The following is a 23,280-nucleotide window of genomic DNA, read 5'->3' as shown; positions in this document are numbered from 1 at the left end:
CGCCGGGCTCCGGGGCACGGCGGGCTCAGTAGCGCAGGACGCCCGCGATGCCCTCCGCGTCGTTCAGGGTGCCGTCGGGGACGAAGCGGACCTCGGCGCCGGTCTCCAGGCACTGTTCGACGATCTCGTCCACGATGTCCTCGCGGGCGTCGAGATCGTCGCTGTCGGCGGGGACCAGATGCTCGCCGTGGTCGTCGCGGACCGTGACACGGTAGTTCTCCTCGACGGCCAGCAGCCGGACCCGGCCCTCCCGGGCGTTCTGCCAGACCTCGTCGACGCCAGCCGCGAACTCCTTGCGCCCGCGCGCCGATTCGAGCTCGCGGGTGACGGTGACGGTGTTCTTGCGCGCCTCGGCGTCGACCAGCGGCCGTACGGCCTGCCACACGGCGTCGGGTGTGCCGTGCGCGAGGCCGCCGTGCGCGATGTGCACCGCGTCCTTGGTGGCGCTGCCGACCTCGTCGAAGGCGGACAGGGCGGCCTGGTCGCCGGTGACGTAGAGCGGGCGCCGGTGCTCGCGCAGGACCCGGCCCATCGCGGTGTCCGCCTCGCGCAGGAAGTGCCGGGTGTCCTCGTCGCGGAAGGTGCTCGGGATGTCGCCGATCCGCTCCAGGCGCTCGGCGTCGAAGTTGTCCCGGTGGTCGCGGGTCAGCGGAAAGCCGCCCACATGGTCCTCGACGACCCGGTCGACGCCGCCGTTCCACAGCGTGACGCGGTCCGCGGCGAGCGACAGCACCCAGAACGGACGCTCGGAGGCCTGCGCGGAGACGAGATTGCGGGTCAGGAACGTGTCCGAGAGCACCACACGCTCCGGTACCGACCTGGCGAGGGACCACACCTGGTGCTCGCCCGGCGCGGCGAAGATCACCAGACCGTCCTCGGCGTGCGCCAGATCGACCTCGGCGAGGGCCTGGTCGAGCTGGTGGACGACGTCGATGCGCCGGTCCCGGGGGACCGCGGGATCGGCCTCCAACTGCTTCTTGGCCTCGGCCACCACGTTGCGCAGCCGGACCGGGTCCTGGGCGTTGTCGGGCTCGCGGCGATGGGTCGGGGTGAGCACGGAGACCGCGGGGTAAGGGCGCGGGCGCCGCAGTTCGGTCAGGGTGGCAGAACTCAGTGCGTGCTCCATAACAGCACGATAGGGCCGATTCGCGGATGGGGCATATGGGGGAAGCCCACCAGGCAATAGGGGCATTTGGTTGCTAACGTCCCTCGGGTGACGGAAGCCGCCACCACCGCCCCAGGGACCACAGCCGCCAAACTGACCCTGCCGACGCTCACGACCATGGTGGTCGGCTCCATGGTCGGGGCCGGCGTGTTCTCGCTCCCGCGCCGCTTCGCGCAGGAGACGGGCGTCGCCGGCGCCCTGATCGCCTGGGCCGTCGCCGGTACGGGCATGCTGATGCTGGCCTTCGTCTTCCAGACCCTCGCGGTCCGCAGACCCGACCTGGACGCCGGTGTCTACGCCTACGCCAAGGCCGGCTTCGGCGAATACCTCGGCTTCTTCTCCGCGTTCGGCTACTGGGCCAGCGCCTGCGTCGGCAATGTGACGTACTGGGTGCTGATCATGTCGACGATCGGCACGATCGCGCCCGCGCTCGGCGAGGGCGACACCGTCCTCGCGGTGGTCCTCTCCTCGGTCGGGCTGTGGCTCTTCTTCCTGTTGATCAGCCGCGGGGTGAAGGAGGCGGCGGCCATCAACCGCGTCGTCACCGTCGCCAAGGTCGTGCCGATCCTCGTCTTCGTCGTCCTGGCGCTCTTCTACCTCAAGCCCCATGTCTTCGCCGAGAACTTCGGTGGCGCCGACTACGCGGGCTCCCTGTTCCAGCAGGTCAAGGGCACCATGCTGGCCACCGTCTTCGTGTTCCTCGGCGTCGAGGGCGCCAGCGTCTACTCCCGCCATGCCAAGCGCCGCGAGGACGTCGGCCGCGCGACCGTCCTCGGCTTCCTCAGCGTCTTCGCCGTCTTCGCGTCGGTCACGATCGTGTCCTACGGCCTGATGCCGATGGGTGAGATCGCCGAACTGCGCCAGCCCTCCATGGCGGGCGTGCTGGAACACGCGGTCGGCACCTGGGGGAAGGCCTTCGTCAGCGTCGGGCTGATCATCTCCGTGCTGGGCGCCTATCTCGCCTGGACGCTGATGGCCGCCGAGGTGCTGTTCGTCGCCGCCAAGGACGACGACATGCCGCGCTTCCTGAAGAGGTCCACGGCGGCCGATGTGCCCGTCCCCGCCCTGGTGATGACCACCCTGCTCAGCCAAGTCGTCCTGATCGTCACCTACTTCTCCGACGATGCCTTCAACTTCGCCCTGGACCTGACGAGTTCACTGACCCTGATCCCGTTCCTGCTCGCGGCCGGCTTCGCCGTGCGGATCGCCCTCGCCGAAACCCGGGCCGGACGCGGCGAGTTGACGGTCGCGGTCCTCGCCACGATCTACACCGCGTTCCTCCTCTACGCGGCCGGGCTCAAGTACCTCCTCGTCTCGTTGATCATCTACGCGCCCGCCACCTTCCTGTTCGTCAAGGCCCGCAGGGAACAGGGGCGTTCGCCGTTCTCGGCCCGAGAACTGGTGATCCTCGCCGTCTCGATCGCCGGCGCCGCCGTCGGGATCGTCGCCCTGACGCTGGGCTGGATCAGCCTCTGACCCGCCCCCGACCCCCGGAGAGGTGCACCGTGACCAGCCAGGACAGCGTGAACCGACATGAGTACGGCGTCCACTCCGAGGTCGGCCGCCTCCGCAAGGTGCTGGTCTGCGCGCCGGGCCTGGCCCACCGCAGGCTCACCCCGACCAACTCCGACGACCTGCTCTTCGACGACGTGATGTGGGTCGAGAACGCCCAGCGCGACCACGCCGACTTCGTCAACAAACTCCGCGAACGCGGCGTCGACGTCGTCGAGTTGCACGAACTGCTCGCCCAGACCATGACGATCCCCGCCGCCAGGGACTGGCTCCTGGACCGGAAGATCATCGCCAACGAGGTCGGCCTCGGCCTCATCGACGCGACCCGCGCCTACCTGGAGAGCCTCGAACCGGCCGACCTGGCGAAGTATCTGATCGGCGGCCTGGCCACCGCCGACCTCCCGGACGAGTACCGCACCGACTACGTCGCCCTCGTCCGCGAGTCGACCGGCGTCCGCGAATACCTGATGCCGCCGCTGCCCAACACCCTCTACACCCGCGACACCACCTGCTGGCTCTACGGCGGCCTCACCCTCAACCCGCTGTACTGGCCCGCCCGGCACGACGAGACCCTCCTGATGAAGGCGATCTACACCTTCCACCCCGACTTCGCGGGTTCCGTAGTCTGGTGGGGCGACCCCGAACTCGACTGGGGGCAGGCCACGTTCGAGGGCGGCGACATCATGCCCGTCGGCAACGGCGTCGTCCTGATGGGCATGAGCGAGCGCACCTCGCGCCAGGCCATCACCCAAGTCGCCAAAGCCCTCTTCGAGTTGGGCGCCGCCGAGCACGTCGTCGTCGCCGGGATGCCGAAGCTGCGCTCCGCGATGCACCTCGACACGGTCTTCACCTTCGCCGACCGCGACCTGGTGACCCTCTACCCGGCGATCATGGACGCCGTCCACACCTTCTCCCTGCGCCCCGGCGACAAGGCGCCCGGCATCGACATCGTCGACGAGGGCTCGGCCCCCTTCACCGACGTCGTCGCCAAGGCGCTCGGCCTGCCCGGACTGCGGGTCGTCGAGACGGGCGGCGACATCTACGCCTCCGAACGCCAGCAGTGGGACAGCGGCAACAACGCGGTCGCGCTGGAGCCGGGCGTGGTCTTCACCTACGACCGCAACACCCAGACCAACACCCTGCTGCGCAAGGCGGGCGTCGAGGTCACCACGATCGTCGGCGCCGAACTCGGGCGCGGCCGGGGCGGCGGCCACTGCATGACCTGCCCGATCGTGCGGGACCCGGTGGAGTTCTGAGGTTCCGGGCGCCGACGGGATGTTGAGCAACTCTTTGCCCATGGCCGATTCCTGACGAGCGCTGCCCGGTGGGGCCCCGACGCATGGACCTCGGGTGCGCAAAGCGCGGCTCAAAACCGGGGGTCGGGGCGGCCGTTCAGGTTACGGGCGTGTTGACCGGCCCGGTGGGTGTGACACACGCTCGTCATATAGGTGCTGAATACATCTGGTTCGCCGGATGCGGGCCTGGCGTGCGGGAACACGCAGGTCAACGCCCCATCTCCGGCGGACCGAACGCAGGAGGTAACGCATGTGCGGCATCACCGGCTGGGTCTCCTTCGACCGTGAACTGCGCTCCGAGGTCGCCGCATTGGATGCAATGACGGAGACGATGGCCTGCCGCGGCCCGGACGACCGCGGTACCTGGGTGCAGGGTCCCGCCGCCCTCGGACACCGCCGGCTCGCGATCATCGACCTGCCCGGCGGCCGTCAGCCGATGACCGCCGACACGGCGGACGGCACGGTCGCGCTCGTCTACTCGGGGGAGGCCTACAACTTCACCGAGCTGCGCCGCGAACTCGCCGACAGGGGGCACCGGTTCACCACCGAATCCGACACCGAGGTCGTCCTGCGCGGCTATCTCGAATGGGGCGACGGCGTCGCCGAACGCCTCAACGGCATGTACGCCTTCGCGATCTGGGACGGCCGCCGCGACCAACTCGTCATGATCCGCGACCGCATGGGCATCAAGCCCTTCTACTACCACCCGACGTCGGACGGCGTCCTGTTCGGCTCCGAGCCGAAGGCGATCCTCGCCAACCCGCTGGCCCGCCCCAAGGTCACCCTGGACGGCCTGCGCGAACTCTTCACCATGATCAAGACCCCCGGACACGCCATCTGGGACGGCATGCACGAGGTCGAGCCCGGCACCGTCGTCACCGTCGACCGCTCGGGTCTTCGGCGGCGCGTCTACTGGCAGTTGGAGACCCGCCCGCACACCGACGACCGCGACGCCACCGTCACCCACGTCCGCACCCTCCTCGACGACATCGTCCGCCGCCAGCTCGTCGCCGACGTACCGCGCTGCACCCTGCTCTCCGGCGGCCTCGACTCCTCCGCCATGACCGCGATCGCCGCCCGCCAACTCGCCGAGCACGGCGAGAAGGTGCGCAGCTTCGCCGTCGACTTCGCCGGCCAGAACGAGAACTTCGTCGCCGACGAACTGCGCGGCACCCCCGACACCCCGTACGTCCACGATGTGGCCAGGGCCTCCGGCACCGACCACCAGGACATCGTGCTCGACGCACAGGCCCTCGCCGACCTCGACGTCCGCGCGAAGATGCTCCGCGCCCGCGATCTCCCCCTGGGCTTCGGCGACATGGACGCCTCGCTGTACCTGCTGTTCCGCGCCATCCGCGACCAGTCCACGGTCGCCCTGTCCGGCGAGTCCGCCGACGAGGTCTTCGGCGGCTACCTCCAGTTCTTCGACGAGGAGGCCCGGCGCGCCGACACTTTCCCCTGGCTGGTCCGCTTCGGCCAGCACTTCGGCGACGACGCCGACGTCCTGCGCCCCGACCTGACCAAGGCCCTCGACACCCAGGCCTACATCGCCGACGGCTACCGCACCGCCGTCGCCGGCATCCAACGCCTCGACGGCGAGAGCGACTTCGAGTACCGCATGCGCCGCATCTGCCACCTCCACCTCTCCCGCTTCGTCCGCATCCTCCTCGACCGCAAGGACCGCGCGAGCATGGCCGTCGGCCTGGAGGTCCGCGTCCCGTTCTGCGACCACCGGCTCGTCGAGTACGTCTTCAACACCCCCTGGGCCCTCAAGTCCTACGACGGCCGGGAGAAGACCCTGCTCAGGGAGGCCACCGCGGACGTCCTCCCGCAGTCCGTCTACGACCGGGTCAAGAGCCCCTACCCGTCCACCCAGGACCCCAAGTACGCGGTCGCCCTCCAGGACCACGCCAAGGACCTCCTGGCTCGGCCCTCCCACCCGGTCTTCGACCTCGTCGACCGCGAGAGGCTCCACCAGGCCGCCCACCGCGACACCCCCATCAGCACCCAGGCGGGCCGCCGGGGACTGGAACGTGCCCTCGACCTGGCGCTCTGGATGGACCTCTACAAGCCCGAGATCTCACTCGACTGAACAACTCGCGCGAACTCAGGGCGTGGGCACGGTGTCCGGCGGGCACGAACTCCCGCTGGGCGGCAGGGAACCGTAGAGCAGGAAGTCGTCGACCTTGCCGTGCACGCACTTCGAGGACGCGTAACCGGTGTGGCCCTCGCCCTTGTTGTCGAGCACCACGGCCGAGGACCCCAGCCGCTGGGCCGTCTCCACGGTCCAGCGGTACGGCGTCGCCGGGTCGCCCCGGGTGCCGACGAGGAGCATCTTCGACGTGTCCACGTCCTTGACGTCGTCGCGGATGTAGTCGGTGCCCTTGGGGCGGCCGTAGCACATCAGCACCTCGGTGAGCCGGTAGCGGCCGAAGACCGGAGACGCCTGCTCGTACTCGGCGCGCAGCGCGCCCAGGTGCCTGGTGATCTGGTCGGCGGTGGGGCGGTCCGGGTCGTCGGCGCAGTTGACGGCCATCAGGGCGGCCGGGAGGTTGTCGAGCGGGACGTCCTGCGCGTCGACGATCCCGCCGCTGCCGCCGAGCCGGGGGACACCGGTGCCGCCCGAGGAGAACCCCATGACGGCCCGCGTGTCACCGTCCTCCACCAGGGAGGCGATGGCCCGCTCCAGCGCCGGCCACAGCTGCCTGCTGTACAGCGCCTGACTGATGGAGCCGACCAGGTCCTGGCCGGAGAACGTGTCGCCGAAGTCCGTCTGCACCGGGTCCTTGTCGAGGGACCGGACGAGCTGGACGACCCGGTCCGGCGCCTCGCGCCCGTCCGTCCCGAAGGGGCACGCGATGTCCTGCACGCACCAGTCGAGGAAGTCCTCCAGCGCCGTCTGCTGCCCCTGGGCGCCCGCCACCCCCTGCTCGGACAGCGGTTCGGTGAGGGTGTCGACGCCGTCGAGCACCAACCGGCCCACCTTCTTGGGGAATTGGGCCGCGTACACCGCGCCGAGCCGTGTCCCGTACGAGAAGCCGAAGTAGTTGAGCTTCTTGTCGCCGAGGGCCTGACGCATCACGTCCAGGTCCCGGGAGGCGTTGACCGTGCCGATGTGCGGCAGGACGGGCCCGGAGTACTTGGCGCAGATCGCCGCCGCCTTCCGCAGCTGCCGCATGACGACCTTCGGGTCGCTGCTGTCGGACGGGTCCTCCCCGCCCGCGGTCGAGCCCTCCTCGGTACCCGCGCCACAACTGACCGGCGAGGACTGGCCGACGCCGCGCGGATCGAAGGTGACGACGTCGTAGCCGTTCGTCAGATCCATGAACTCCTTGCCGTCCGAGGCGAGTTCACTCACCCCCGCGCCACCGGGACCGCCGAAGTTCAGCAGCACGGAACCCCGCGACTTGCCGGTCGCGCGGTACCGGGCCAGCGCGAGGTCGAGCGTCCGCGCGCCGGGCTTCGCGTAGTCGAGCGGGACCGTGACCTTCCCGCACTCCAGGTCCTTGGGCGCGTCCATGTCCTTGCATGCGGCCCACTTCACCTTCTGCCGGTAGAACCGGGACAGGTCGGGCTGCGGCCGGTCGTCGGCCGTGGCGAGCGCGGGCACCCCCGCGCCGAGCAGCGCCAGCGTGAGGACCCCGGTGAACGCGCGGCGCCGGAACGCGGGCCGCGTTGACAGCTTGGCCAGCATCAATGCCTCCAAGAACGCGCCGTGACCAGCGCCTCCGATCACGATAAGTGCGCCGAACGGGCCGCGCCTCCCGGCGAGCGGGGTGGCGTCCGGTGCCGTATTCTGCGCTCCTTCCATAGTCCTAAGAGGTTTTCCGACTAATGGTTTTCCGACTGATCGGGAATTTTTACGGGCAGTTCGATAATCGCGACGCTCGATGGAGTGAAAGGCAGATAAGCCATAACTCGCATGGTGCGCCCGCGTTTTATCCGGTGCGGGTGTGTGCCCGCTACATCTCTGGAAGGCAGGGATTCTATGAAACGGGTTGCCCGAAACGGTGTGATCGCCGTAGCCGCCGCATCCGGTGCGCTGACCGCGGCGATGCCCGCGTTCGCGGACTCCGGCGCGGAGGGCGCCGCGGCCGGTTCGCCCGGGGTGATCTCCGGCAACACCATTCAGCTCCCGGTGCACGTACCGGTGAACGTGTGCGGGAACACCGTGAACGTGGTGGGACTCCTCAATCCGGCCGCGGGGAACAGCTGCGCCAATGACAGCGGAGCGAAAGCCGCAGGCGTCCACAGGAGCGGCGGGAAGAACACCGGCGGGACGCACGGCGGTGCCGTCGCACAGGGCGGCGAAAAGGATTCGCCGGGTCTGCTCTCCGGCAACGGGGTGCAACTCCCGATCCACCTCCCCGTCAACCTCAGCGGCAATTCCGTGAGCGTGGTCGGCGTCGGCAACCCGAGCGTGGGCAACCACTCCGAGAACACCTCGGGCGACCACCCCGACCACCCCGACCAGCCCGCGCCCCCGACCCCCGCGCCGCCCGCCCCGGTGAAGTCGCACCCCGGCCCCGAACCGATGACGGAGGTGAAGGGGCACCCCGCCCAGCCCGTGGCCGAGGCGTCCCTCGCCCACACGGGCGCCGACGGCACCATCCCGGCCGCCGTCGCGAGCGCGGCCCTCCTCCTGGGCGGCACCGCCCTCTACCGGCGCCACCGCCCCAAGGCGGGACGCTGACCCCAGCACCCGCACCAGGACGGAAGGCCCCGCCGGGTGTGCGACCGGTGGGGCCTCCGCCGTTCCGGGGGAGGGCGGAGGGCATCAACTCCTAGGAAACGGTGGGGAGTTCATCGGGCCGCGCCGACGGCGCCCTGAGCAGCGCGCGGGCGGACTTCCGGAACGCGGTCAGCAGACGGTGGTGCTCGCCGGCGCGGGTCGCGAGGGCGACATGGCTCGGCTCCACGCCGTGGAGCGGGATCGCCGTGATGTCGGGGCGGACCGTCTGGCCGGGCCGGAGACCGGCCACGATCGCCACGGCCTGGCCGTCGGCGACGAACTCGAACTTGTCCTCCACCACCCGGATGACCGGACCGCCGGGTGCCGGGCGGCCGTCCGGCCGGGGGTCGATGCGCCAGAAGGCGGTCCACGCCGGGTCCGCGCCGGGCATCTGGGGAAGCGGCTCGTCGGCGATGTCGTCCAGGGTCACGGACTCCTTGCCCGCGAGGCGGTGGTCGAGCGGGACGAGCAGGAAGCGCGGCTCGTCGTAGAGGATCGTGACGTCCAACCGACCGGTGGGGAAAGGCAGTCGGGCCACCGCCACGTCCACCCGCCGGTCGAGCAGCGCCGTCCGCACGTCGTCGTAGGCGAGATGTACGACGTGCACATCGGCGTCCGGATGCCTGCGCCGTACGTCGCGCACCGCCGGGGTGACGAACAGGTTCGCCATGTAGCCGACGGTGAGGCGGCCGGGCTGGGCGGCTGCGCGGGTCTCGGCGGCGGCCTGCGCGGTGGAGCGCAACAGCGCCTTCGCGCGCGGCAGGAAGACCTCCCCGGCCTCCGTGAGCCGGGTGCCCTGCGGGGTACGGTCCAGCAGGCGCGCCCCCAACTGGTCCTCCAGGCGCCGTACTTGACGGCTGAGTGACGGCTGGGTGATGTGCAGTGCCTCGGCGGCGCGGCCGAAGTGCCGCTGCTCGGCGACGGCGATGAAGTACCGCACGAGACGCAGTTCGAGGTCGGGGGCGGGAGGGAGGTCCGTCATGCCTGGAGTGTACTGCGGAGCACGGGGGCCTGCTCGTTGGATGTGTACCTTGAGCTGCTGTGATGCCTGAAACGTATTGCTCCATACGTAACAGGCTTTGGACCCCGAGCCCGCGTGATGCCCACGATGGAGACACATCGGAGTTCCACCCCCACCTCTTCGAAGGAACGCACCATGCGTGTTTTCGTCACCGGCGCCAGCGGCTTCATCGGCTCCGCCGTGGTCCGTGAACTGCTCGACGCCGGGCACACGGTCACCGGACTGGCCCGCTCGGACGCGTCCGCCGAGGCGCTGACCGCGGCCGGGGCGGCCGTGCACCGGGGATCGCTCGACGACCTCGACAGTCTGCGCGCGGGCGCCGAAGCGGCGGACGGCGTGTGCCATCTGGCCTTCATCCACGACTTCTCCGACTTCGCCGCCAACTGCGCCACCGACCTGCGCGCCATCGAGGCCATCGGCGACGCGCTCGCGGGCACCGACAAGCCCTTCGTCGTCACCTCCGGCACACCCGGGCTGCCCGGCGGGGAGGTGGCGACGGAGGAGGACCACGTCGACCCCGAGTCCTTCGCGGCGATTCGGCAGCCGTCCGAACTCGCGGCGGTCGCGCTGGCGGAGCGGGGGGTGCGGTCGTCGGTGGTGCGGCTGCCTCGGTCCGTGCACGGTACGGGGGACCAGGGCTTCGTGCCTCAACTCATCGCCACCGCCCGGGAGAAGGGCGTGTCGGCGTACGTCGGCGACGGCAGCGCGCGGTGGCCCGCCGTGCATCGGCTCGACGCGGCGCGGTTGTACCGGTGGGCGCTGGAGTCGGCTCCGGCGGGTTCCCAGTACCACGCGGTCGGTGACGAGGGGTTGCCGTTGCGGTCGATCGCGGAGGTCATCGGGCGGCGACTCGATGTGCCGACCGGAAGCGTGCCGGCCGACCAGGCGGTCGATCACTTCGGCTTCCTCGGCGTGGTCGCTTCGTTGGACTGCCCGGCGTCGAGTGCGCTCACGCGGAAGCAGACGGGGTGGGAGCCGGTGGAGGTGGGATTGCTGGCCGATCTTGAGGGTGGGGACTACTTCGGGGAGCTGTAGGAAGTCGGGGGGTGGTCGGGAGTTGTCGTTCGGCTGCGGGTCGGTGGGGGCTGGTCGCGCGGTTCCCCGCGCCCCTTTGGGGCGCCGGCCGGGAATCCTCGTCGGCTCAGTACGACGACGGTGAGTGCGAGCGCCACCAGTGGCGACGCCGTCCAGGGCAAGGCTCCGGCGCCCCACTCCGACAGCGCGAGCCCGCCGGTGAACGAGCCCCCGGCGATACCCGCGTTGTACACCGTGGTCTGCAACGACGTTGCCACGTCGGCGTGTTGGGGGCCGGAGGCATTGACGAGGGCGGTCTGGATCAGGGTGGGGGCGCCACCGAAGGCAACTCCCCACGTGGCGACGGACGTCAGCAGGACGGCAGGGGAGTCGGAGCACAGGGCGAGTACGCACATGACGGTCACGATCAGAGTCAGCGCGCCGAGCAGGGTGGGGCGTCCCCAGCGGTCCACGAGTACGCCGGTGGCCCAGACGCCCACGACCGTGGCGGCCCCGAACACCAGCAGGACGACGTCCGTACGGCCGTGGCCGGTGTGCGCGGTGAACGGGGCGACGTACGTGTACATCACCTGATGGCCCAGCAGCAGGAACAGGGTGACCGACAGGACGGCCGGGATTCCGGGGAGTGCGGCGACCCGCCTCAACGGGACGCGTGTGCCCGGGAGTTCGCCGGGGAAGGCGGGCACCCGGCGCCGTATCCAGACCACCACCAGCAGCGCGAGCCCGGACAGCGTGCCGAACGCCGGGCGCCAGCCGATGGCGTCGGCTAGGGCGGTGCCGGCGGGAATGCCCAGGGAGAGGGCGAGGGTGATGCCGGCCAGGACGACCGCGATGGCCCGGCCGCGCCGCTCGGCGGGCACCATCCGGGCGGCGTACCCGGCGAGCATCGCCCACATCGTGCCGCCCATGACCCCGGCCAGCAGGCGGGCGCCGAAGGCGACGGCGTACGACGACGACAGCGCGACCACCGCGTCGGCGCAGGCGAAGCCCAGCAGCGTACCGACGAGGACCGGGCGGCGCGGAAGTCCGCGCAGCGCCGCGGTGACCGGGATCGCGGCCAGGAAGGACGCGACCGCGTAACCGGTGACGAGGAAGCCGACCCGCGCCTCGGAGACGCCGAGCGCCGGTGCCATCCGGGGCAGCAGACCCGCGGGGAGGAGTTCCGTCAGGACGGCGGTGAAGGCGGCCGTGGACAGGGCGAGGAGCCCGGACCAGGGCAGGGCGGTGCCCTTGGCCGGGGATACGGTGGTCATGGGACCATGGTCGAACCCTCACATCAGTGTGAAGGCAAGCGCGCCCCGCGACCGGGCCCCGCACGCTGTCCCCGGAGGCAGGCATGAAGATCGGCGAGCTCTCCCGCCGCACCGGCGTCCCGACCCGCCTCCTGCGCTACTACGAGGAACAGGACCTGCTCCACCCCGACCGCACCGAGAACGGCTACCGGTTCTACGGCGAGCCCGCGGTCCGGGACGTCCAGCAGATCCGCGGACTGCTGGACTCGGGTCTGACCACGGAGATGATTCGCGCGATCCTGCCGTACCTCTCCGGGCCGGAGGAGATCCACGTTCCCGCGGACTGTCTGACTCCGGAGACGGCCGCCCTGCTCAGCGGCCATATCGAGCGGATTCAGGCCCGCATCGACTGTCTGGCCCGCAACCGTGACCGGCTCAGCGCGTATCTGGCGGCGGTGCGGCCCGACGTGCCCGCGCAGGGGTCGTAATCCCGTTGCCCGGTCCGCCGGCGGATGGTGGAGTGAGCGCATGGATCATGCCTCGGTACTCGCCCTCCACGACCGCGACCTGCGCGAGCGCGCCCGCCCCGACGGACCCGGCGCCCGTGTAGAGCGGGTCGGGGGAGTGGTGCGCCATGTCGCCGACGAGCACGGGTGGAACGGCATCCTGTGGTCGGACCTGGACGCCGCCGAGGCGGACGCGGTGATCGCCGAGCAGATCGCGTTCTTCACCGGGCTCGGCCGCGACTTCGAGTGGAAGCTCTACGGCCACGACCTGCCGACGGATCTCGGACAGCGGCTGACGGCGGCCGGGTTCACGCCCGAGCCGCAGGAGACGCTGATGGTCGGCGAGATCACCGAACTCGCCCTCGACGCCGAACTCCCTGACGGTGTGCGGCTGTTGGCCGCCACCGACCTCGCCGGTGTCGACATGGTGGCGGACGTCCACGAGAAGGCGTTCGGCACGGACAGTTCCCGGCTGCGCGCCCGGCTGCTCGACCAACTGGCCGCCGATCCCGACACCGTTGTGGCCGTGGTCGCCCTCGCGGGAGACGAACCGGTGAGCGCGGCGCGGATGGAACTCGTCCCCGGTACCCGCTTCGCCGGTCTGTGGGGCGGCGGCACGGTCGAGGCATGGCGGGGCCGCGGCATCTACCGCGCCCTGGTCGCCCACCGCGCCCGCATCGCCGCGGACCACGGCTACCGCTACCTCCAGGTCGACGCCTCCGACCAGAGCCGCCCCATCCTCGAACGCCTCGGCCTCGCCCCGCTGACCACGACCACGCCGTACGTCTACGAGCCGTAGAGCAGCGGTCCGGCCCGGATGTCACATCCGCGGCGGCCCGATGCGTCTTATCGGTATGACGACGAACGAGAGCAGTCCCAGCAGTCAGGAGATCCTCCTCGCCGGTGGGAGCGGCGTCCTCGGCGGCCACATCGCCCGGGCCCTGACCGACGCCGGTCACAAGGTCACCGGCCTCGGCCGCGGGCCGGGCAACGACATCCGCGCCGACCTCATGGACCGTGACGCACTGCTGCGCGCGGTCGACGGACACCACTTCGACACGGTGATCCACGCCGCGACCGCCCTGCGCAAGGCACCCATGCGCCACCGCGACATGCGCGCCACCGACGCCCTGCGCATCGAAGGAACCGCCCACCTCATCGAGGCGGCGCGAGCCACCGGAGCCCGTCGCTTCATCGTCGAGTCGATCGTCCTCGGCTACGGCTACGGGGACTTCGGCACCCGCACCCTCACCGAGGACGACCCCTTCGGCCCACGGGGCACCACCCCGCAGCTGGAAGAGCATCTGGCGGGCATGCGCGACAAGGAACAACTGACCTTCGAGGCGCAGGACTTGGAAGGCATCGCCCTCCGCTTCGGCCTCCTCTACGGCCCCGGCGGCACCGACCCCCTCCTCCCCATGCTGCGCGGGCGCCGGCTCCCCGCCCCCGACGACGACGGCCGGGTCCTGCCCTGGGTCGAACTCACCGACGCGGCCCGCGCGGTGGCCGCCGCCGTCGAACGCGGGCGCCCGGGGGAGGCGTACAACATCGCCGACCGCACGCCCCTCGGCTTCCGCGCCCATCTCCTGTGCGTGGCAGAGGAGTTCGACCTCCCGAAGCCAATGGCCGTACCGCTGTGGGCAGTTCGCCCGATGGCGTACGTCCACACGATGATGACCTGCAACCTGCGGGTGTCCAGCGCGAAGGCGGAACGGGAACTGGGCTGGACCCCGGTGTACTCGTCGAGCAGCGAGGGGCTCGCGGCCCTGCACGCGGCGCGTTGAGCAGGAGAACGCCTGCCCCTCCCTGGTGCAGGGAGGGGCAGGCGCACGGAAGCCGGCCCGCGGCTCGGCGGGCCGGACCTCGGATCGACGAGCGGGATGATGCCTGGTGACAGGGGTCGCCCGTCAGGAGCGCGGGACGAGGGGAACCGGGCGACAGGCCCGCACGTGCGACCCTCCGCCCGGTCTCACCCGCGGCTCGTCCCGGCCCCTGCTCAGCGGCGCACCCTCGACCGGTCCAGTGCGGCGATGCCGACCGCTGCCAGGCCGACCTGGATGAGCCACTCGATCCAGTCGATGCCCTTGGTGTCGGCGACCCCGAGGCCCGATGCGATCGCCGCTCCGATCAACGCGGCCACGATGCCGACCACGATCGTCAGCAGCACGCCGATGTGCTGGCGGCCCGGAACGACGAGCCGTCCCAACACGCCAATGATGATGCCGATGATGATGGCACTGATGATGCCCGAGATCTCCATCTCCGCCCCTCTTTTTTGTCGATATCCCCGCTCTCTTCATGTGCCCGCTGCACGCCAAGGCAGTCCGGCCGACTTCCGTCGCCTGTTATTGCCGGGACTTTCTGTTCACGACCCCGTCATGCCATGTACCTTTCAATCGTTCAACGCGTGTAGAACTCCCCAACTACCGTTCTACGCGCGCAGATCAGGCGCCCGCATCGCACCTTTCCCCATCCCCTCACGGAGGTTCGCCGGATGCTTGGATCCAGAAGATCCCGCCGCAGACTCACCACCGCCCTCGCCGGCCTCGGACTTTTCGTCACGGGGGCGGCGCTTCAGGTCACCACCACCGCCACACCCGCGCACGCGGCCACCACCCACCGGGTCCTGTTCGACGACGGGCACGCCGAGGAGGCCGGGAACGCGGACTGGATCATCTCCACCAGCAAGCCGGACCCGCTCTCCCAGGACTCCTCCCCGTCCGCCGAGACCGACTGGACCGGCGCGCTCTCCTCATGGGGCGTCGCCCTCCAGAAGACCGGCAGTTACAGCCTGAAGACCGCCACCAGCGCGCTGACATACGGCGGTTCGTCGACGACCGACCTGTCGAACTTCGACACGCTGGTCCTGCCCGAGCCGAACACGCTGTTCACGACCGCCGAGAAGACCGCGATCATGACGTTCGTCAAGAACGGCGGCGGCCTGTTCATGATCTCCGACCACACCGGCGCCGACCGCAACAACGACGGCGAGGACGCCGTCGAGATCCTGAACGACCTGATGACGAACAACAGCGTGGACTCCACCGACCCGTTCGGCTTCTCCATCGACTCGCTCGACATCAGCTCCGGCTACCCGGCCGCGATCAGCGACAGCACGGACCCGGTCCTGCACGGCTCCTTCGGCACGGTCACCAAGAGCCTGATCGCCGACGGCACGACGGCCACGCTGAAGCCCGCCGACAACTCGGCCGTCAAGGGCCTTGTGTACCGCAGCGGTTACTCCGGGAACACCGGCGCCTTCTTCGCGACCAGCACCTTCGGCAGCGGTCGCGTGGCGTTCTGGGGCGACAGCTCACCGATCGACGACGGCACCGGCCAGTCGGGCAACACGCTCTACGACGGCTGGAACGACACCGGCGCCACCAACGCCGCCCTCGCCCTCAACGCCACCGCCTGGCTGGCCGGCGAGGGCACCAGCGGAGGCGGAGGCGGCGGAGGAGGCGGGACCACCTGCACCGCCTCGCAGCTCCTCGGCAACAACGGCTTCGAGTCGGGCAACACCACCTGGAGCGCCTCCAGCGGTGTGATCACCAACTCCAGCAGCGAGGCCGCCCGAACCGGTTCGTACAAGGCCTGGCTCGACGGCTACGGCACCGCCACCACCGACACCCTGTCCCAGTCGGTGTCCATCCCGTCCGGCTGCACCACCGCCGCGCTGAGCTTCTATCTCCACGTCGACACGGCGGAGACGACCACCAGCACGGCGTACGACACGCTCAAGGTCCAGGTCCTCAACAGCTCCGGCACCGTCCTGAGCACCCTGGCGACCTACTCCAACCTGAACGCGGCCAGCGGCTACACCCAGCGCAGCTTCAGTCTCGCGAGCTATGCCGGGCAGACCGTCACCCTCAAGTTCACCGGCGTGGAGGGTTCCACGCTCCAGACGTCCTTCGTCATCGACGACACGGCGCTGAACGTCAGCTGACGAGGAACGACCGGTGGGGCCCGGCGGCGGCCGGGCCCCACCGGTTCACCGCGCCGGGACCGTGAGCTCCGGGGCGTTCCAGCCGGAGACCCGCACCCGTGGCACCGAGCCGTGCAGATCGGCCGTCCGGTAGGTCGCCGTCAGTGTGGTCGACTCCCCGGGCCACAGGCTCACGTCGTTGTCGGACCACCGCACCGGCAGCACCGGCCTGCCCGCCGAGTCCACGAGATGGACGTCGGTGAGGAGCGAAGGCGTCTTCCCCTTACCGGAGTTGCGCACCGTGACCGTCGTCGTCGACGTGCCGCCCGGACCCGCCTCGGTCGACGCCGTCGCCGAAACCGGCGTCCGCGCCATCGAGTCGAGCCCCTTGAGGTCGGCGTAGCTCGTCGTCGGCGTGTAGTACCAGTCGGTGTGCGCCCAGTCGAGCGTGTCGGGCCTGCCGGAGAGCCAGTACACGTTCCGGCTCACCTCCTTGCCGGACGCGTCGGTCAGGGTGAGGCGTACCAGGTACGTCGTCGACAGTCCGCGCACCGACGAGGGCGCGGGGAGGGTGAGCGCCGTACTGTGCGCGCCGCCCCCGGAGACCTTCACCCCGGGCACCTCCTTGTCGTACTTCCGGGTGCCGTCGGTGTTGAACAGGGTCGCGCGGGCGGTGAGTTGGCGTGCCGGTGCGTTGCGGTTGTTCACCACGACGACCGAGCGGTCGTCGTACGAGTACTGGATGTGCAGCGGCTCGTTGGCCTTCTTCGCGCCGAAGTAGGCGCCGCCCTGGTCGAGGTACCGGTCCATCAACTGCCAGTGCAGGGAGGTCCAGCCGCTGTTGAACATCCAGTAGACGACCCCGGTCGCCGGCTTCGAGGCGTCGGTGGCGTTGCGCTCGTAGGCCTCGAACTGGGCCCGCACGTTCTCGTACTGGGCGAGCTGGGCCTTGCGGACGTAGTCGGTGAGGCTCGTCGGCGGGCCGTAGCGGCCGGTGAGGGCGTTGTCGTAGAGCTTGAGGGTGTTGAAGGTGGAGGACGGGGAGCGGTGGTACTGCTTGGCGTTCGGGTCCTTCCAGAGGGTGGCGAGTTCCGCCGGGCTCATCATGCGGCGCAGGGTGTCGAGGGTGGGGATGTCGGGGCCCGCGCTGGTCTCGGAGTTGAAGCCGGTGGCGCCGCCCTCGCGTTTGGCGTACCAGTAGCCGGGCGGGACCCAGTCGTAGGGGCCGGTCATCTTCATGCCCGAACTGCCGCTGACGGGTGAGGAGTTGTCGGAGGCGGCGGCTACCACCGGGGTGTGCCAGTCGGCGGCCTTCAGGGCGTCCAGGTAGGTCTTCTCGATCCTCGCGTCGGGGGCGAAGTCGCTGCCGATGAGGAAGGAGATCACGCTCGGGTGGTCGCGCAGCCTGGCTGCCTCGGCGGCCATCGACGCCTTGGCGACCGGGTAGTCGGCGGCGGTCCACCTGTCCCCGGTCTCGTCCCCGTTGACCTGGCCCTCCCACTTGTCGCAGCACTCCCAGCCGGGAAGCGTCAGGATGCCGTAGCGGTCGGCGAGGTCGAAGAACTCGTCCGGCTCGATGTGGCCTTCGAGGCGGATGGTGTTGAGGCCCAGGTCGAGGGCGTACTTCAGACGGTCCTCGACGTAGGTCCTGTCCCAGCGCAGGAACTCGTCGGGTGACCAACCGCCGCCCTTGATGAGCAACGCGCGGCCGTTGACGAGGTAGTGGCGGTCACCGGCGGAGTTCAGCGGGGCCCGCACGTCGCGGATGCCGAAGGTCTGGTGCGCGGTGTCGGAGGGGGTGCCCGCGACGGAGACGGTGAGGTCGAGGGCGTAGAGCGGCTGGCCGCCCATGCCCGCGGGCCACCAGACCTTCGGGGAGGTGAGGTGGAGGGCGAAGGTGACGGGCTTCGTCTGGTGGGCGGCGAGGGAGACCGTCCGCTCGAAGGCCGTCCCGCCGACGCTGCCCCTGACCTTCGCGGTGACGGGCGCGCCCGAGTCGTTGCGGGCCCGCGCCTTCACCGTCAGGTCCGCGGAGGCGAGCGAGGGGACGGCCAGCTTGGTCACCACGTGCGCGTCGCGCAGCGCGACCGGGCCGCCGCGCCGGAGGAGGACGTCACGGACGACGCCCATGTTCTCGTCGGGCGGCGGCTGGAGCCAGTCGATCCAGCCCATGGTGAGGTTCTTGTTCGGGTCGTTCGGCCGGATACGGAAGGCGACCGTGTTCGTCCCGGAGCGGACCAGCGAGGTGACGTCCAACTCGTGCTGTGTGTAAGCCCCGTTGACGTCGGCGGCCTTGGCGATCTGCTTGCCGTTGACATAGACGTCGGCCGCCGAGATCACCCCGCTGAAGTCGAGGTAGGTGCGCCTGCCGGTGTCCGCGACCGTGAAGTCGCTGCGGTACCACCACGGCACCTGGAAGTCGGCCTTCGGGATCTTCCGCTGGTTGGTCGAGTAGAAGGGGTCGGGGAAGACACCGTCGGCGATCAGGGCCGCGAGGACGGTCGAGCGGGCCCCGGCTGGATACCAGCCGGTCGCCGGATAGCCGGGGGAGGAGACGGCCGCGGCCGAGTCGGGGACCTTCGCGGACGACTGGATCGCGTAGCCGGACAGCGGGGTGGCGGTCCCGGCGGTCGAGCGTACGGCGGTCACCGGGACCCGCGTGTGCTGTGGCGGGGACGACTCCTGTGCCCCCGCCCACGCGCCGGTGGTGAGGCAGCCCATGAGGCCGAGGGCGACGGCGGCCGTGGTGAGACGGCTTCTGCGGAGTGGGGGGACGGCGGGGCGATGGAACACGGCGGTCTCCAGCCTCGTCAAGTTAGGAAGCTTTACTAACCGCACCAGAAGGTAGGGCGCCCGACGGTGCCTGTCAAACACCTGTGTCCGTGGGTGAGTTGCTCAGGACGCCGAGTGGCGCTCGAACACCAGGTCCCGCGCGGTGCCGAGCGCGGTGGCCACGGCACCCAGCAGCACCGCGTCCTCGCCCAGCGCGCTGGGCGCGACCTTCGGGCGGAGGGGAGTGAGCGCGCGGAGGTTCTCCCGCACCGGGCGCAGCAGCAGATCCACGCTGTGTCCGACCCCGCCGCCCAGCACCACGAGGTCCGGGTCGAGCACCGCCGCCGCTGCCGCCACGGTGTGCGCGATCCGCTCGCCCTCCAGCTCGACCGCCTTGATCGCGGCGGCGTTTTTCTGCCTCGCCGCGTCGAACACGGCCTTCGCGGTGAGCTGCTGGCCGCTCATGCCGAACCTGCGGGCCGCCTCCACCACGGCCACCCCGGACACCGCGTCCTCCAGTGTCTCCGGCTTCTGCCGCCCGGGCCACGGCAGGAACCCGATCTCCCCGGCACCGCCGTGCGCCCCCGTGAAGAGCCGCCCCTCGCTCACCACGCCCATGCCGAGACCGGTGCCGATCAGGATGTACGCGAACAGCCGGCTGCCCGCGCCGACGCCGTACGTGTACTCGCCCAGTGCCGCGAGGTTCGCGTCGTTGTGCACCTCCAGCGGGACGCCCAGCTCCTCCCGCATCCGGTCGAACAGCCCGGCCCGGCCCCAGCCCGGCAGATGCATCGCGTACCGCACCCGGCGCCGCTGCTCGTCGTAGACACCGGGCGTGCCCACCACGGCGTGCACCACCGCCGCCGGTTCCACCCCGGAGTTGGCGACGACCTGGTGGGCGGTGGCGACCACCAGCTCGGCCATCGCGCCCGAGCTGCGGGCCCGGTTGCGGACATCGGCCCGGGCCACCACCTCGCCGTCCAGATTCGCCACCGCGACCCGCAGCCAGCTGCGCCCGACGTCGATCCCCAGCGCGTAACCGGCGGACGGGTCAGGGGCGTAGAGCACGGCGGTCCGGCCGCGCTCGGGGGCCTGCGTGCCGACCTCGTGGACGAGGCCCGCCTCCTCCAGCGCGGCCAGCGCGCTGGAGACCGTCGGCTTCGACAGGCCTGTCTCGCGGGCGAGTTGGGCCCGCGAGGCGGCACCGGCGGTGCGCAGCCGGTCGAGCAGCAGCCGCGCGTTCGTACTGCGCAGCCGCTGACGGCTCCATGGCTGGTCCGGTCGCTCCACGGCGTCACTGACGGGCATCGCATCATTCTCCGGTATCCGGGACAGCCTCTTGACGAGTCTAGTAAGGCTCCTTAACTTTATCGCCCAGTCAGCCACCGGATACCGGCCCGCACGCCGCACCCCCTCTCCCTTCGTCACGCACACCCTCAGGAGCCTCCATGTCCGGCAGTCCGCCCCCAGACGGCGGTTTCGTCCGCCGCGTCGGCCTCTTCCAGGCCACCGCCATCAACATGAGCCAGATGTGCGGCATCGGGCCTTTCGTGACGATCCCGCTGATGGTCGCCGCGTTCGGCGGCCCGCAGGCCGTGATCGGCTTCGTCGCGGGAGCGATCCTCGCGCTGGCCGACGGGCTCGTGTGGGCCGAGATGGGCGCCGCGATGCCCGGTTCCGGCGGGAGCTACGTCTATCTGCGGCAGGCCTTCCAGTACCGCACCGGGCGGCTGATGCCGTTCCTGTTCGTGTGGACGGCGATGCTCTTCATCCCGCTGATCATGTCGACCGGCGTCGTCGGCTTCGTGCAGTATCTCGGCTATCTGGCACCGGACATGGGCAAGACGTCGGGCGATCTCATCGGCCTCGGGGTGATCGCCCTGGTGGTGCTCCTGCTGTGGCGCGGCATCGAGAACATCGCGCGGATCACCGCCGTGATGTGGGCGGTGATGATCGCGGCGGTGTTCCTGGTCATCGTGGCCGCCGCGAGCGATTTCAGCGCGCACCTCGCCTTCACGTACCCGTCGGGCGCCTTCGACCTGGGCAGCAACCACTTCTGGCTCGGGTTCGCCGGCGGCCTGACCATCGGCATCTACGACTACCTCGGCTACAACACCACCGCCTACATGGGCGCCGAGATCAAGGACCCGGGCCGCACCCTCCCGCGCTCGATCCTCTTCTCCATCGTCGGCATCATGGCGATCTACCTGATGCTCCAGATCGGCACCCTCGGGGTCATCGACTGGCACCGGATGACCCACGTCAACGACATCGCCTCGACCTCCGTGGCCTCGGCGGTCCTGGAGAAGACCTGGGGCAAGGGCGCCGCCGACACGGTCACCGTCCTGATCCTGATCACGGCCTTCGCCTCCGTCTTCACCGGCCTCCTCGGCGGCTCCCGGGTCCCCTACGACGCGGCCCGCGAACGCGTCTTCTTCCGCCCCTACGCCAAGCTCCACCCCAAGCACCGCTTCCCGATGCTGGGCCTCGCCACCATGGGCGTGTTCACCGCGATCGGCTTCCTCATCGGCCGCCACACGGATCTGGCGACCCTGATCCAGCTCCTGACCACCGTCATGGTCATCGTCCAGGCACTGGCCCAGATCATCGCTCTCACGGTCCTGCGCCGACGCCAGCCGACGCTGCGCCGCCCGTACCGCATGTGGCTCTATCCCGTCCCCAGCATCATCGCCTTCGTCGGCTGGTGTGTGATCTACGGCTACGCCGACAAGAACTCCCCGGGCCGCCACCCCATCGAATGGTCCCTGGCCTGGCTCGCCCTCGGCTGCGTCGCGTTCGTCCTCTGGGCCCGCTTCGAGAAGGTCTGGCCGTTCGGCCCGAAGGAGATCTCGGAGGAGTACCTCACGGAGGCGACCCCGGAACCCGCGGGCGCCTAGGCCGTGTCCGCAAAGTCCCGCCTGCCTCGCGACGCCCGGCACGCACGCTCGCCGCACCGCCCGGAAGCCCAAGTACGTCCAGTACGGGGGCTTCCGGGCGGCACACCGAGCGCACGCACCGGACGCCGCGGGGCCCGCCCTCCGGGCGGACGACGGGACTTTGCGGACACGACCTAGGTGTATTGACCCACCCGGTCGCGGCGAGCACGTCCTCCACGACGTCGACGACCGGGCGCCCGTCGGCCACCACCCGGACGGTGCCGGCGGGCGCGCGCGGTCACACGGCGGTCGAGTCGGCCTCGCCGATCGCCGCCCGATGCGTGAGGCCTCCGCGTGATCCACAGGGGCGGGGTGCCGAGCGATACTCGTGCGGGCGAACCAGTTCGGGAGGCGGGCCACGTGGAGGAATCGGCGCTCGGCGGAGGCGCGGTCAACGAGGTCGTCCGGGTCGGCGAGACCGTGCGGCGCACTCCGGCGTCGCCGGAACGGTCGGGCTATGCGACCGGACTCCTCGCGCACTTCGAGCGCCGGGGCTGGCCGGGCGCGCCCCGGTTCCTCGGCACGGACGAGCGAGGGCGGGAGACCTTCCGGTACATCGAGGGCCGGGCGGCTGTCAGTGCCGAGGAACGGGCTGCCGCCCGCACCGACGACAGCCTCGTGCGCGTCGCACGGCTTGTGCGGGCCTTCCACGATCTGACCCACGGCACACCGCAGGCCGGTGACCAGGACGTCGTCTGCCACAACGACCTGGCGCCCAAGAACACCGTCTACGACGACGCGTGGCACCCCCTGGCGTTCGTCGACTGGGACCTCGCGGCCCCCGGTGAGCGCGTCCACGACGTCGCCCATGTCTGCTGGCAGTACCTCGACCTCGGCCCCGACATCACCGACGTCCCCGCGACCGCCCGCCGCATCGCGCTGATCTGCGAGGCGTACGGCCTCGACGACACCCACCGGCTCCTCGACACCGTGCTGTGGTGGCAGGACCGGTGCCGGCGGGGCATCGAGGCCGGTGCCGAGCGCGGCGAGCGGGGCATGGCCGAGCTGCGGGCGCGCGGGGTCCTGGACGAGATCCGGGACGCGCGGAACTGGGTGGCCGCGCACCGCCGCGAGCTGGGCGCATTCCTGGGCTGAGCCGTCGTAGACCAGGCCATCGCGAACCGGGCACACCGGGCGAAGTCGCTCACC

The 23,280-nt window shown here is 70.5% G+C and carries 18 protein-coding genes; 11 read left to right on the top strand and 7 right to left on the bottom strand.

The genetic code is table 11. The features are described 5' to 3' along the window. Positions 1–25: 25 nt before the first annotated feature. Positions 26–1,126, bottom strand: coding sequence for a chemotaxis protein (locus tag ACIRB1_RS17215; protein ID WP_352185810.1), 1,101 nt, complete (start codon positions 1,124–1,126; stop codon positions 26–28). Positions 1,127–1,213: 87 nt separating this feature from the next. On the opposite strand from ACIRB1_RS17215, the gene ACIRB1_RS17210 reads away from it, so the two are divergent. From ACIRB1_RS17210 to asnB, 3 genes are all read left to right on the top strand, one after another. After that, entirely contained in the window at positions 1,214–2,641 is a 1,428-nt protein-coding gene (locus ACIRB1_RS17210; RefSeq protein ID WP_403466088.1) for a basic amino acid/polyamine antiporter, read from the top strand. A 47-nt stretch (positions 2,642–2,688) separates the two neighbouring features. Further along, the gene (locus ACIRB1_RS17205; protein ID WP_403466087.1) at positions 2,689–3,933 is read left to right on the top strand and encodes an arginine deiminase; all 1,245 of its coding nucleotides are present in this window, start codon (positions 2,689–2,691) and stop codon (positions 3,931–3,933) included. A 289-nt stretch (positions 3,934–4,222) separates the two neighbouring features. Further along, entirely contained in the window at positions 4,223–6,064 is a 1,842-nt protein-coding gene (gene asnB, locus ACIRB1_RS17200) for an asparagine synthase (glutamine-hydrolyzing) (RefSeq protein ID WP_403466086.1), read from the top strand. Between the two features lie 15 nt (positions 6,065–6,079). Here asnB and ACIRB1_RS17195 read toward each other — a convergent pair whose 3' ends face one another. Further along, positions 6,080–7,666, bottom strand: coding sequence for an alpha/beta hydrolase (locus ACIRB1_RS17195; RefSeq protein ID WP_403466085.1), 1,587 nt, complete (start codon positions 7,664–7,666; stop codon positions 6,080–6,082). Positions 7,667–7,984: 318 nt separating this feature from the next. Between ACIRB1_RS17195 and ACIRB1_RS17190 the strand changes: the two genes are divergently transcribed. Beyond that, positions 7,985–8,665, top strand: coding sequence for a chaplin (locus tag ACIRB1_RS17190; RefSeq protein ID WP_403466084.1), 681 nt, complete (start codon positions 7,985–7,987; stop codon positions 8,663–8,665). Positions 8,666–8,756: 91 nt separating this feature from the next. Here ACIRB1_RS17190 and ACIRB1_RS17185 read toward each other — a convergent pair whose 3' ends face one another. Then, positions 8,757–9,686: a LysR family transcriptional regulator gene (locus ACIRB1_RS17185; protein ID WP_403466083.1), complete on the bottom strand. Its 930-nt coding sequence runs from the start codon at positions 9,684–9,686 to the stop codon at positions 8,757–8,759. A 174-nt stretch (positions 9,687–9,860) separates the two neighbouring features. Here ACIRB1_RS17185 and ACIRB1_RS17180 point away from each other — a divergent pair, with 174 nt between their 5' ends. Further along, positions 9,861–10,760 (top strand): SDR family oxidoreductase, encoded by a 900-nt coding sequence (locus tag ACIRB1_RS17180; protein ID WP_403466082.1) that lies wholly within the window; start codon positions 9,861–9,863, stop codon positions 10,758–10,760. Here ACIRB1_RS17180 and ACIRB1_RS17175 read toward each other — a convergent pair. Beyond that, entirely contained in the window at positions 10,742–12,013 is a 1,272-nt protein-coding gene (locus ACIRB1_RS17175) for an MFS transporter (protein WP_403466081.1), read from the bottom strand. The two genes, ACIRB1_RS17180 and ACIRB1_RS17175, sit on opposite strands and share 19 nt — an antisense overlap. Before the next feature lie 83 nt (positions 12,014–12,096). On the opposite strand from ACIRB1_RS17175, the gene ACIRB1_RS17170 reads away from it, so the two are divergent. The 3 genes from ACIRB1_RS17170 to ACIRB1_RS17160 are packed head-to-tail and all read left to right on the top strand — an operon-like array spanning position 12,097 to position 14,282. After that, a complete protein-coding gene (locus ACIRB1_RS17170) occupies positions 12,097–12,480 on the top strand; it encodes a MerR family transcriptional regulator (RefSeq protein ID WP_403466080.1) in 384 nt (127 codons plus the stop codon). A gap of 40 nt (positions 12,481–12,520) precedes the next feature. Then, on the top strand, positions 12,521–13,297 hold the full coding sequence (locus ACIRB1_RS17165) for a GNAT family N-acetyltransferase (RefSeq protein ID WP_403466079.1): 777 nt from the start codon (positions 12,521–12,523) through the stop codon (positions 13,295–13,297). A 55-nt stretch (positions 13,298–13,352) separates the two neighbouring features. Further along, the gene (locus tag ACIRB1_RS17160; RefSeq protein ID WP_403466078.1) at positions 13,353–14,282 is read left to right on the top strand and encodes an NAD-dependent epimerase/dehydratase family protein; all 930 of its coding nucleotides are present in this window, start codon (positions 13,353–13,355) and stop codon (positions 14,280–14,282) included. 212 nt (positions 14,283–14,494) lie between these two features. Here the strand turns inward: ACIRB1_RS17160 and ACIRB1_RS17155 are convergent, their stop codons facing one another. Next, the gene (locus ACIRB1_RS17155; protein ID WP_352185798.1) at positions 14,495–14,758 is read right to left on the bottom strand and encodes a GlsB/YeaQ/YmgE family stress response membrane protein; all 264 of its coding nucleotides are present in this window, start codon (positions 14,756–14,758) and stop codon (positions 14,495–14,497) included. Positions 14,759–14,992: 234 nt separating this feature from the next. On the opposite strand from ACIRB1_RS17155, the gene ACIRB1_RS17150 reads away from it, so the two are divergent. Continuing rightward, complete coding sequence (locus ACIRB1_RS17150) at positions 14,993–16,444, top strand: hydrolase (protein ID WP_403466077.1); 1,452 nt, start codon at positions 14,993–14,995, stop codon at positions 16,442–16,444. Between the two features lie 45 nt (positions 16,445–16,489). Here ACIRB1_RS17150 and ACIRB1_RS17145 read toward each other — a convergent pair whose 3' ends face one another. Continuing rightward, positions 16,490–19,216 carry a glycosyl hydrolase 2 galactose-binding domain-containing protein gene (locus tag ACIRB1_RS17145; RefSeq protein WP_403466219.1) on the bottom strand — a complete coding sequence of 909 codons (2,727 nt, stop codon included), beginning with the start codon at positions 19,214–19,216 and terminating at the stop codon, positions 16,490–16,492. Between the two features lie 102 nt (positions 19,217–19,318). Further along, positions 19,319–20,503, bottom strand: coding sequence for an ROK family protein (locus tag ACIRB1_RS17140; protein ID WP_403466076.1), 1,185 nt, complete (start codon positions 20,501–20,503; stop codon positions 19,319–19,321). 140 nt (positions 20,504–20,643) lie between these two features. On the opposite strand from ACIRB1_RS17140, the gene ACIRB1_RS17135 reads away from it, so the two are divergent. Both ACIRB1_RS17135 and ACIRB1_RS17130 read left to right on the top strand, forming a co-directional pair. Then, the gene (locus ACIRB1_RS17135) at positions 20,644–22,092 is read left to right on the top strand and encodes an APC family permease (protein ID WP_352185795.1); all 1,449 of its coding nucleotides are present in this window, start codon (positions 20,644–20,646) and stop codon (positions 22,090–22,092) included. 399 nt (positions 22,093–22,491) lie between these two features. Next, positions 22,492–23,226, top strand: coding sequence for a phosphotransferase (locus tag ACIRB1_RS17130; RefSeq protein ID WP_403466075.1), 735 nt, complete (start codon positions 22,492–22,494; stop codon positions 23,224–23,226). Positions 23,227–23,280: the final 54 nt, after the last annotated feature.

Source organism: Streptomyces sp. NPDC096013 (genome assembly GCF_044763565.1).
Taxonomy (GTDB): Bacteria; Actinomycetota; Actinomycetes; order Streptomycetales; family Streptomycetaceae; genus Streptomyces.
Note: the sequence above shows the minus strand (reverse complement) of the source record. Positions and strands in the feature narration are given on the sequence as shown.

What these genes read in the sequence shown, in the direction of transcription:
- ACIRB1_RS17215 (WP_352185810.1), bottom strand. Translation starts at nt 1,126, where the DNA reads ATGGAGCACGCACTGAGTTCTGCCACCCTGACCGAACTGCGGCGCCCG.
- asnB (WP_403466086.1), top strand. Translation starts at nt 4,223, where the DNA reads ATGTGCGGCATCACCGGCTGGGTCTCCTTCGACCGTGAACTGCGCTCC.
- ACIRB1_RS17170 (WP_403466080.1), top strand. Translation starts at nt 12,097, where the DNA reads ATGAAGATCGGCGAGCTCTCCCGCCGCACCGGCGTCCCGACCCGCCTC.
- ACIRB1_RS17155 (WP_352185798.1), bottom strand. Translation starts at nt 14,758, where the DNA reads ATGGAGATCTCGGGCATCATCAGTGCCATCATCATCGGCATCATCATT.
- ACIRB1_RS17185 (WP_403466083.1), bottom strand. Translation starts at nt 9,686, where the DNA reads ATGACGGACCTCCCTCCCGCCCCCGACCTCGAACTGCGTCTCGTGCGG.
- ACIRB1_RS17195 (WP_403466085.1), bottom strand. Translation starts at nt 7,666, where the DNA reads ATGCTGGCCAAGCTGTCAACGCGGCCCGCGTTCCGGCGCCGCGCGTTC.
- ACIRB1_RS17160 (WP_403466078.1), top strand. Translation starts at nt 13,353, where the DNA reads ATGACGACGAACGAGAGCAGTCCCAGCAGTCAGGAGATCCTCCTCGCC.
- ACIRB1_RS17175 (WP_403466081.1), bottom strand. Translation starts at nt 12,013, where the DNA reads ATGACCACCGTATCCCCGGCCAAGGGCACCGCCCTGCCCTGGTCCGGG.
- ACIRB1_RS17140 (WP_403466076.1), bottom strand. Translation starts at nt 20,503, where the DNA reads ATGCCCGTCAGTGACGCCGTGGAGCGACCGGACCAGCCATGGAGCCGT.
- ACIRB1_RS17180 (WP_403466082.1), top strand. Translation starts at nt 9,861, where the DNA reads ATGCGTGTTTTCGTCACCGGCGCCAGCGGCTTCATCGGCTCCGCCGTG.
- ACIRB1_RS17150 (WP_403466077.1), top strand. Translation starts at nt 14,993, where the DNA reads ATGCTTGGATCCAGAAGATCCCGCCGCAGACTCACCACCGCCCTCGCC.
- ACIRB1_RS17165 (WP_403466079.1), top strand. Translation starts at nt 12,521, where the DNA reads ATGGATCATGCCTCGGTACTCGCCCTCCACGACCGCGACCTGCGCGAG.
- ACIRB1_RS17135 (WP_352185795.1), top strand. Translation starts at nt 20,644, where the DNA reads ATGTCCGGCAGTCCGCCCCCAGACGGCGGTTTCGTCCGCCGCGTCGGC.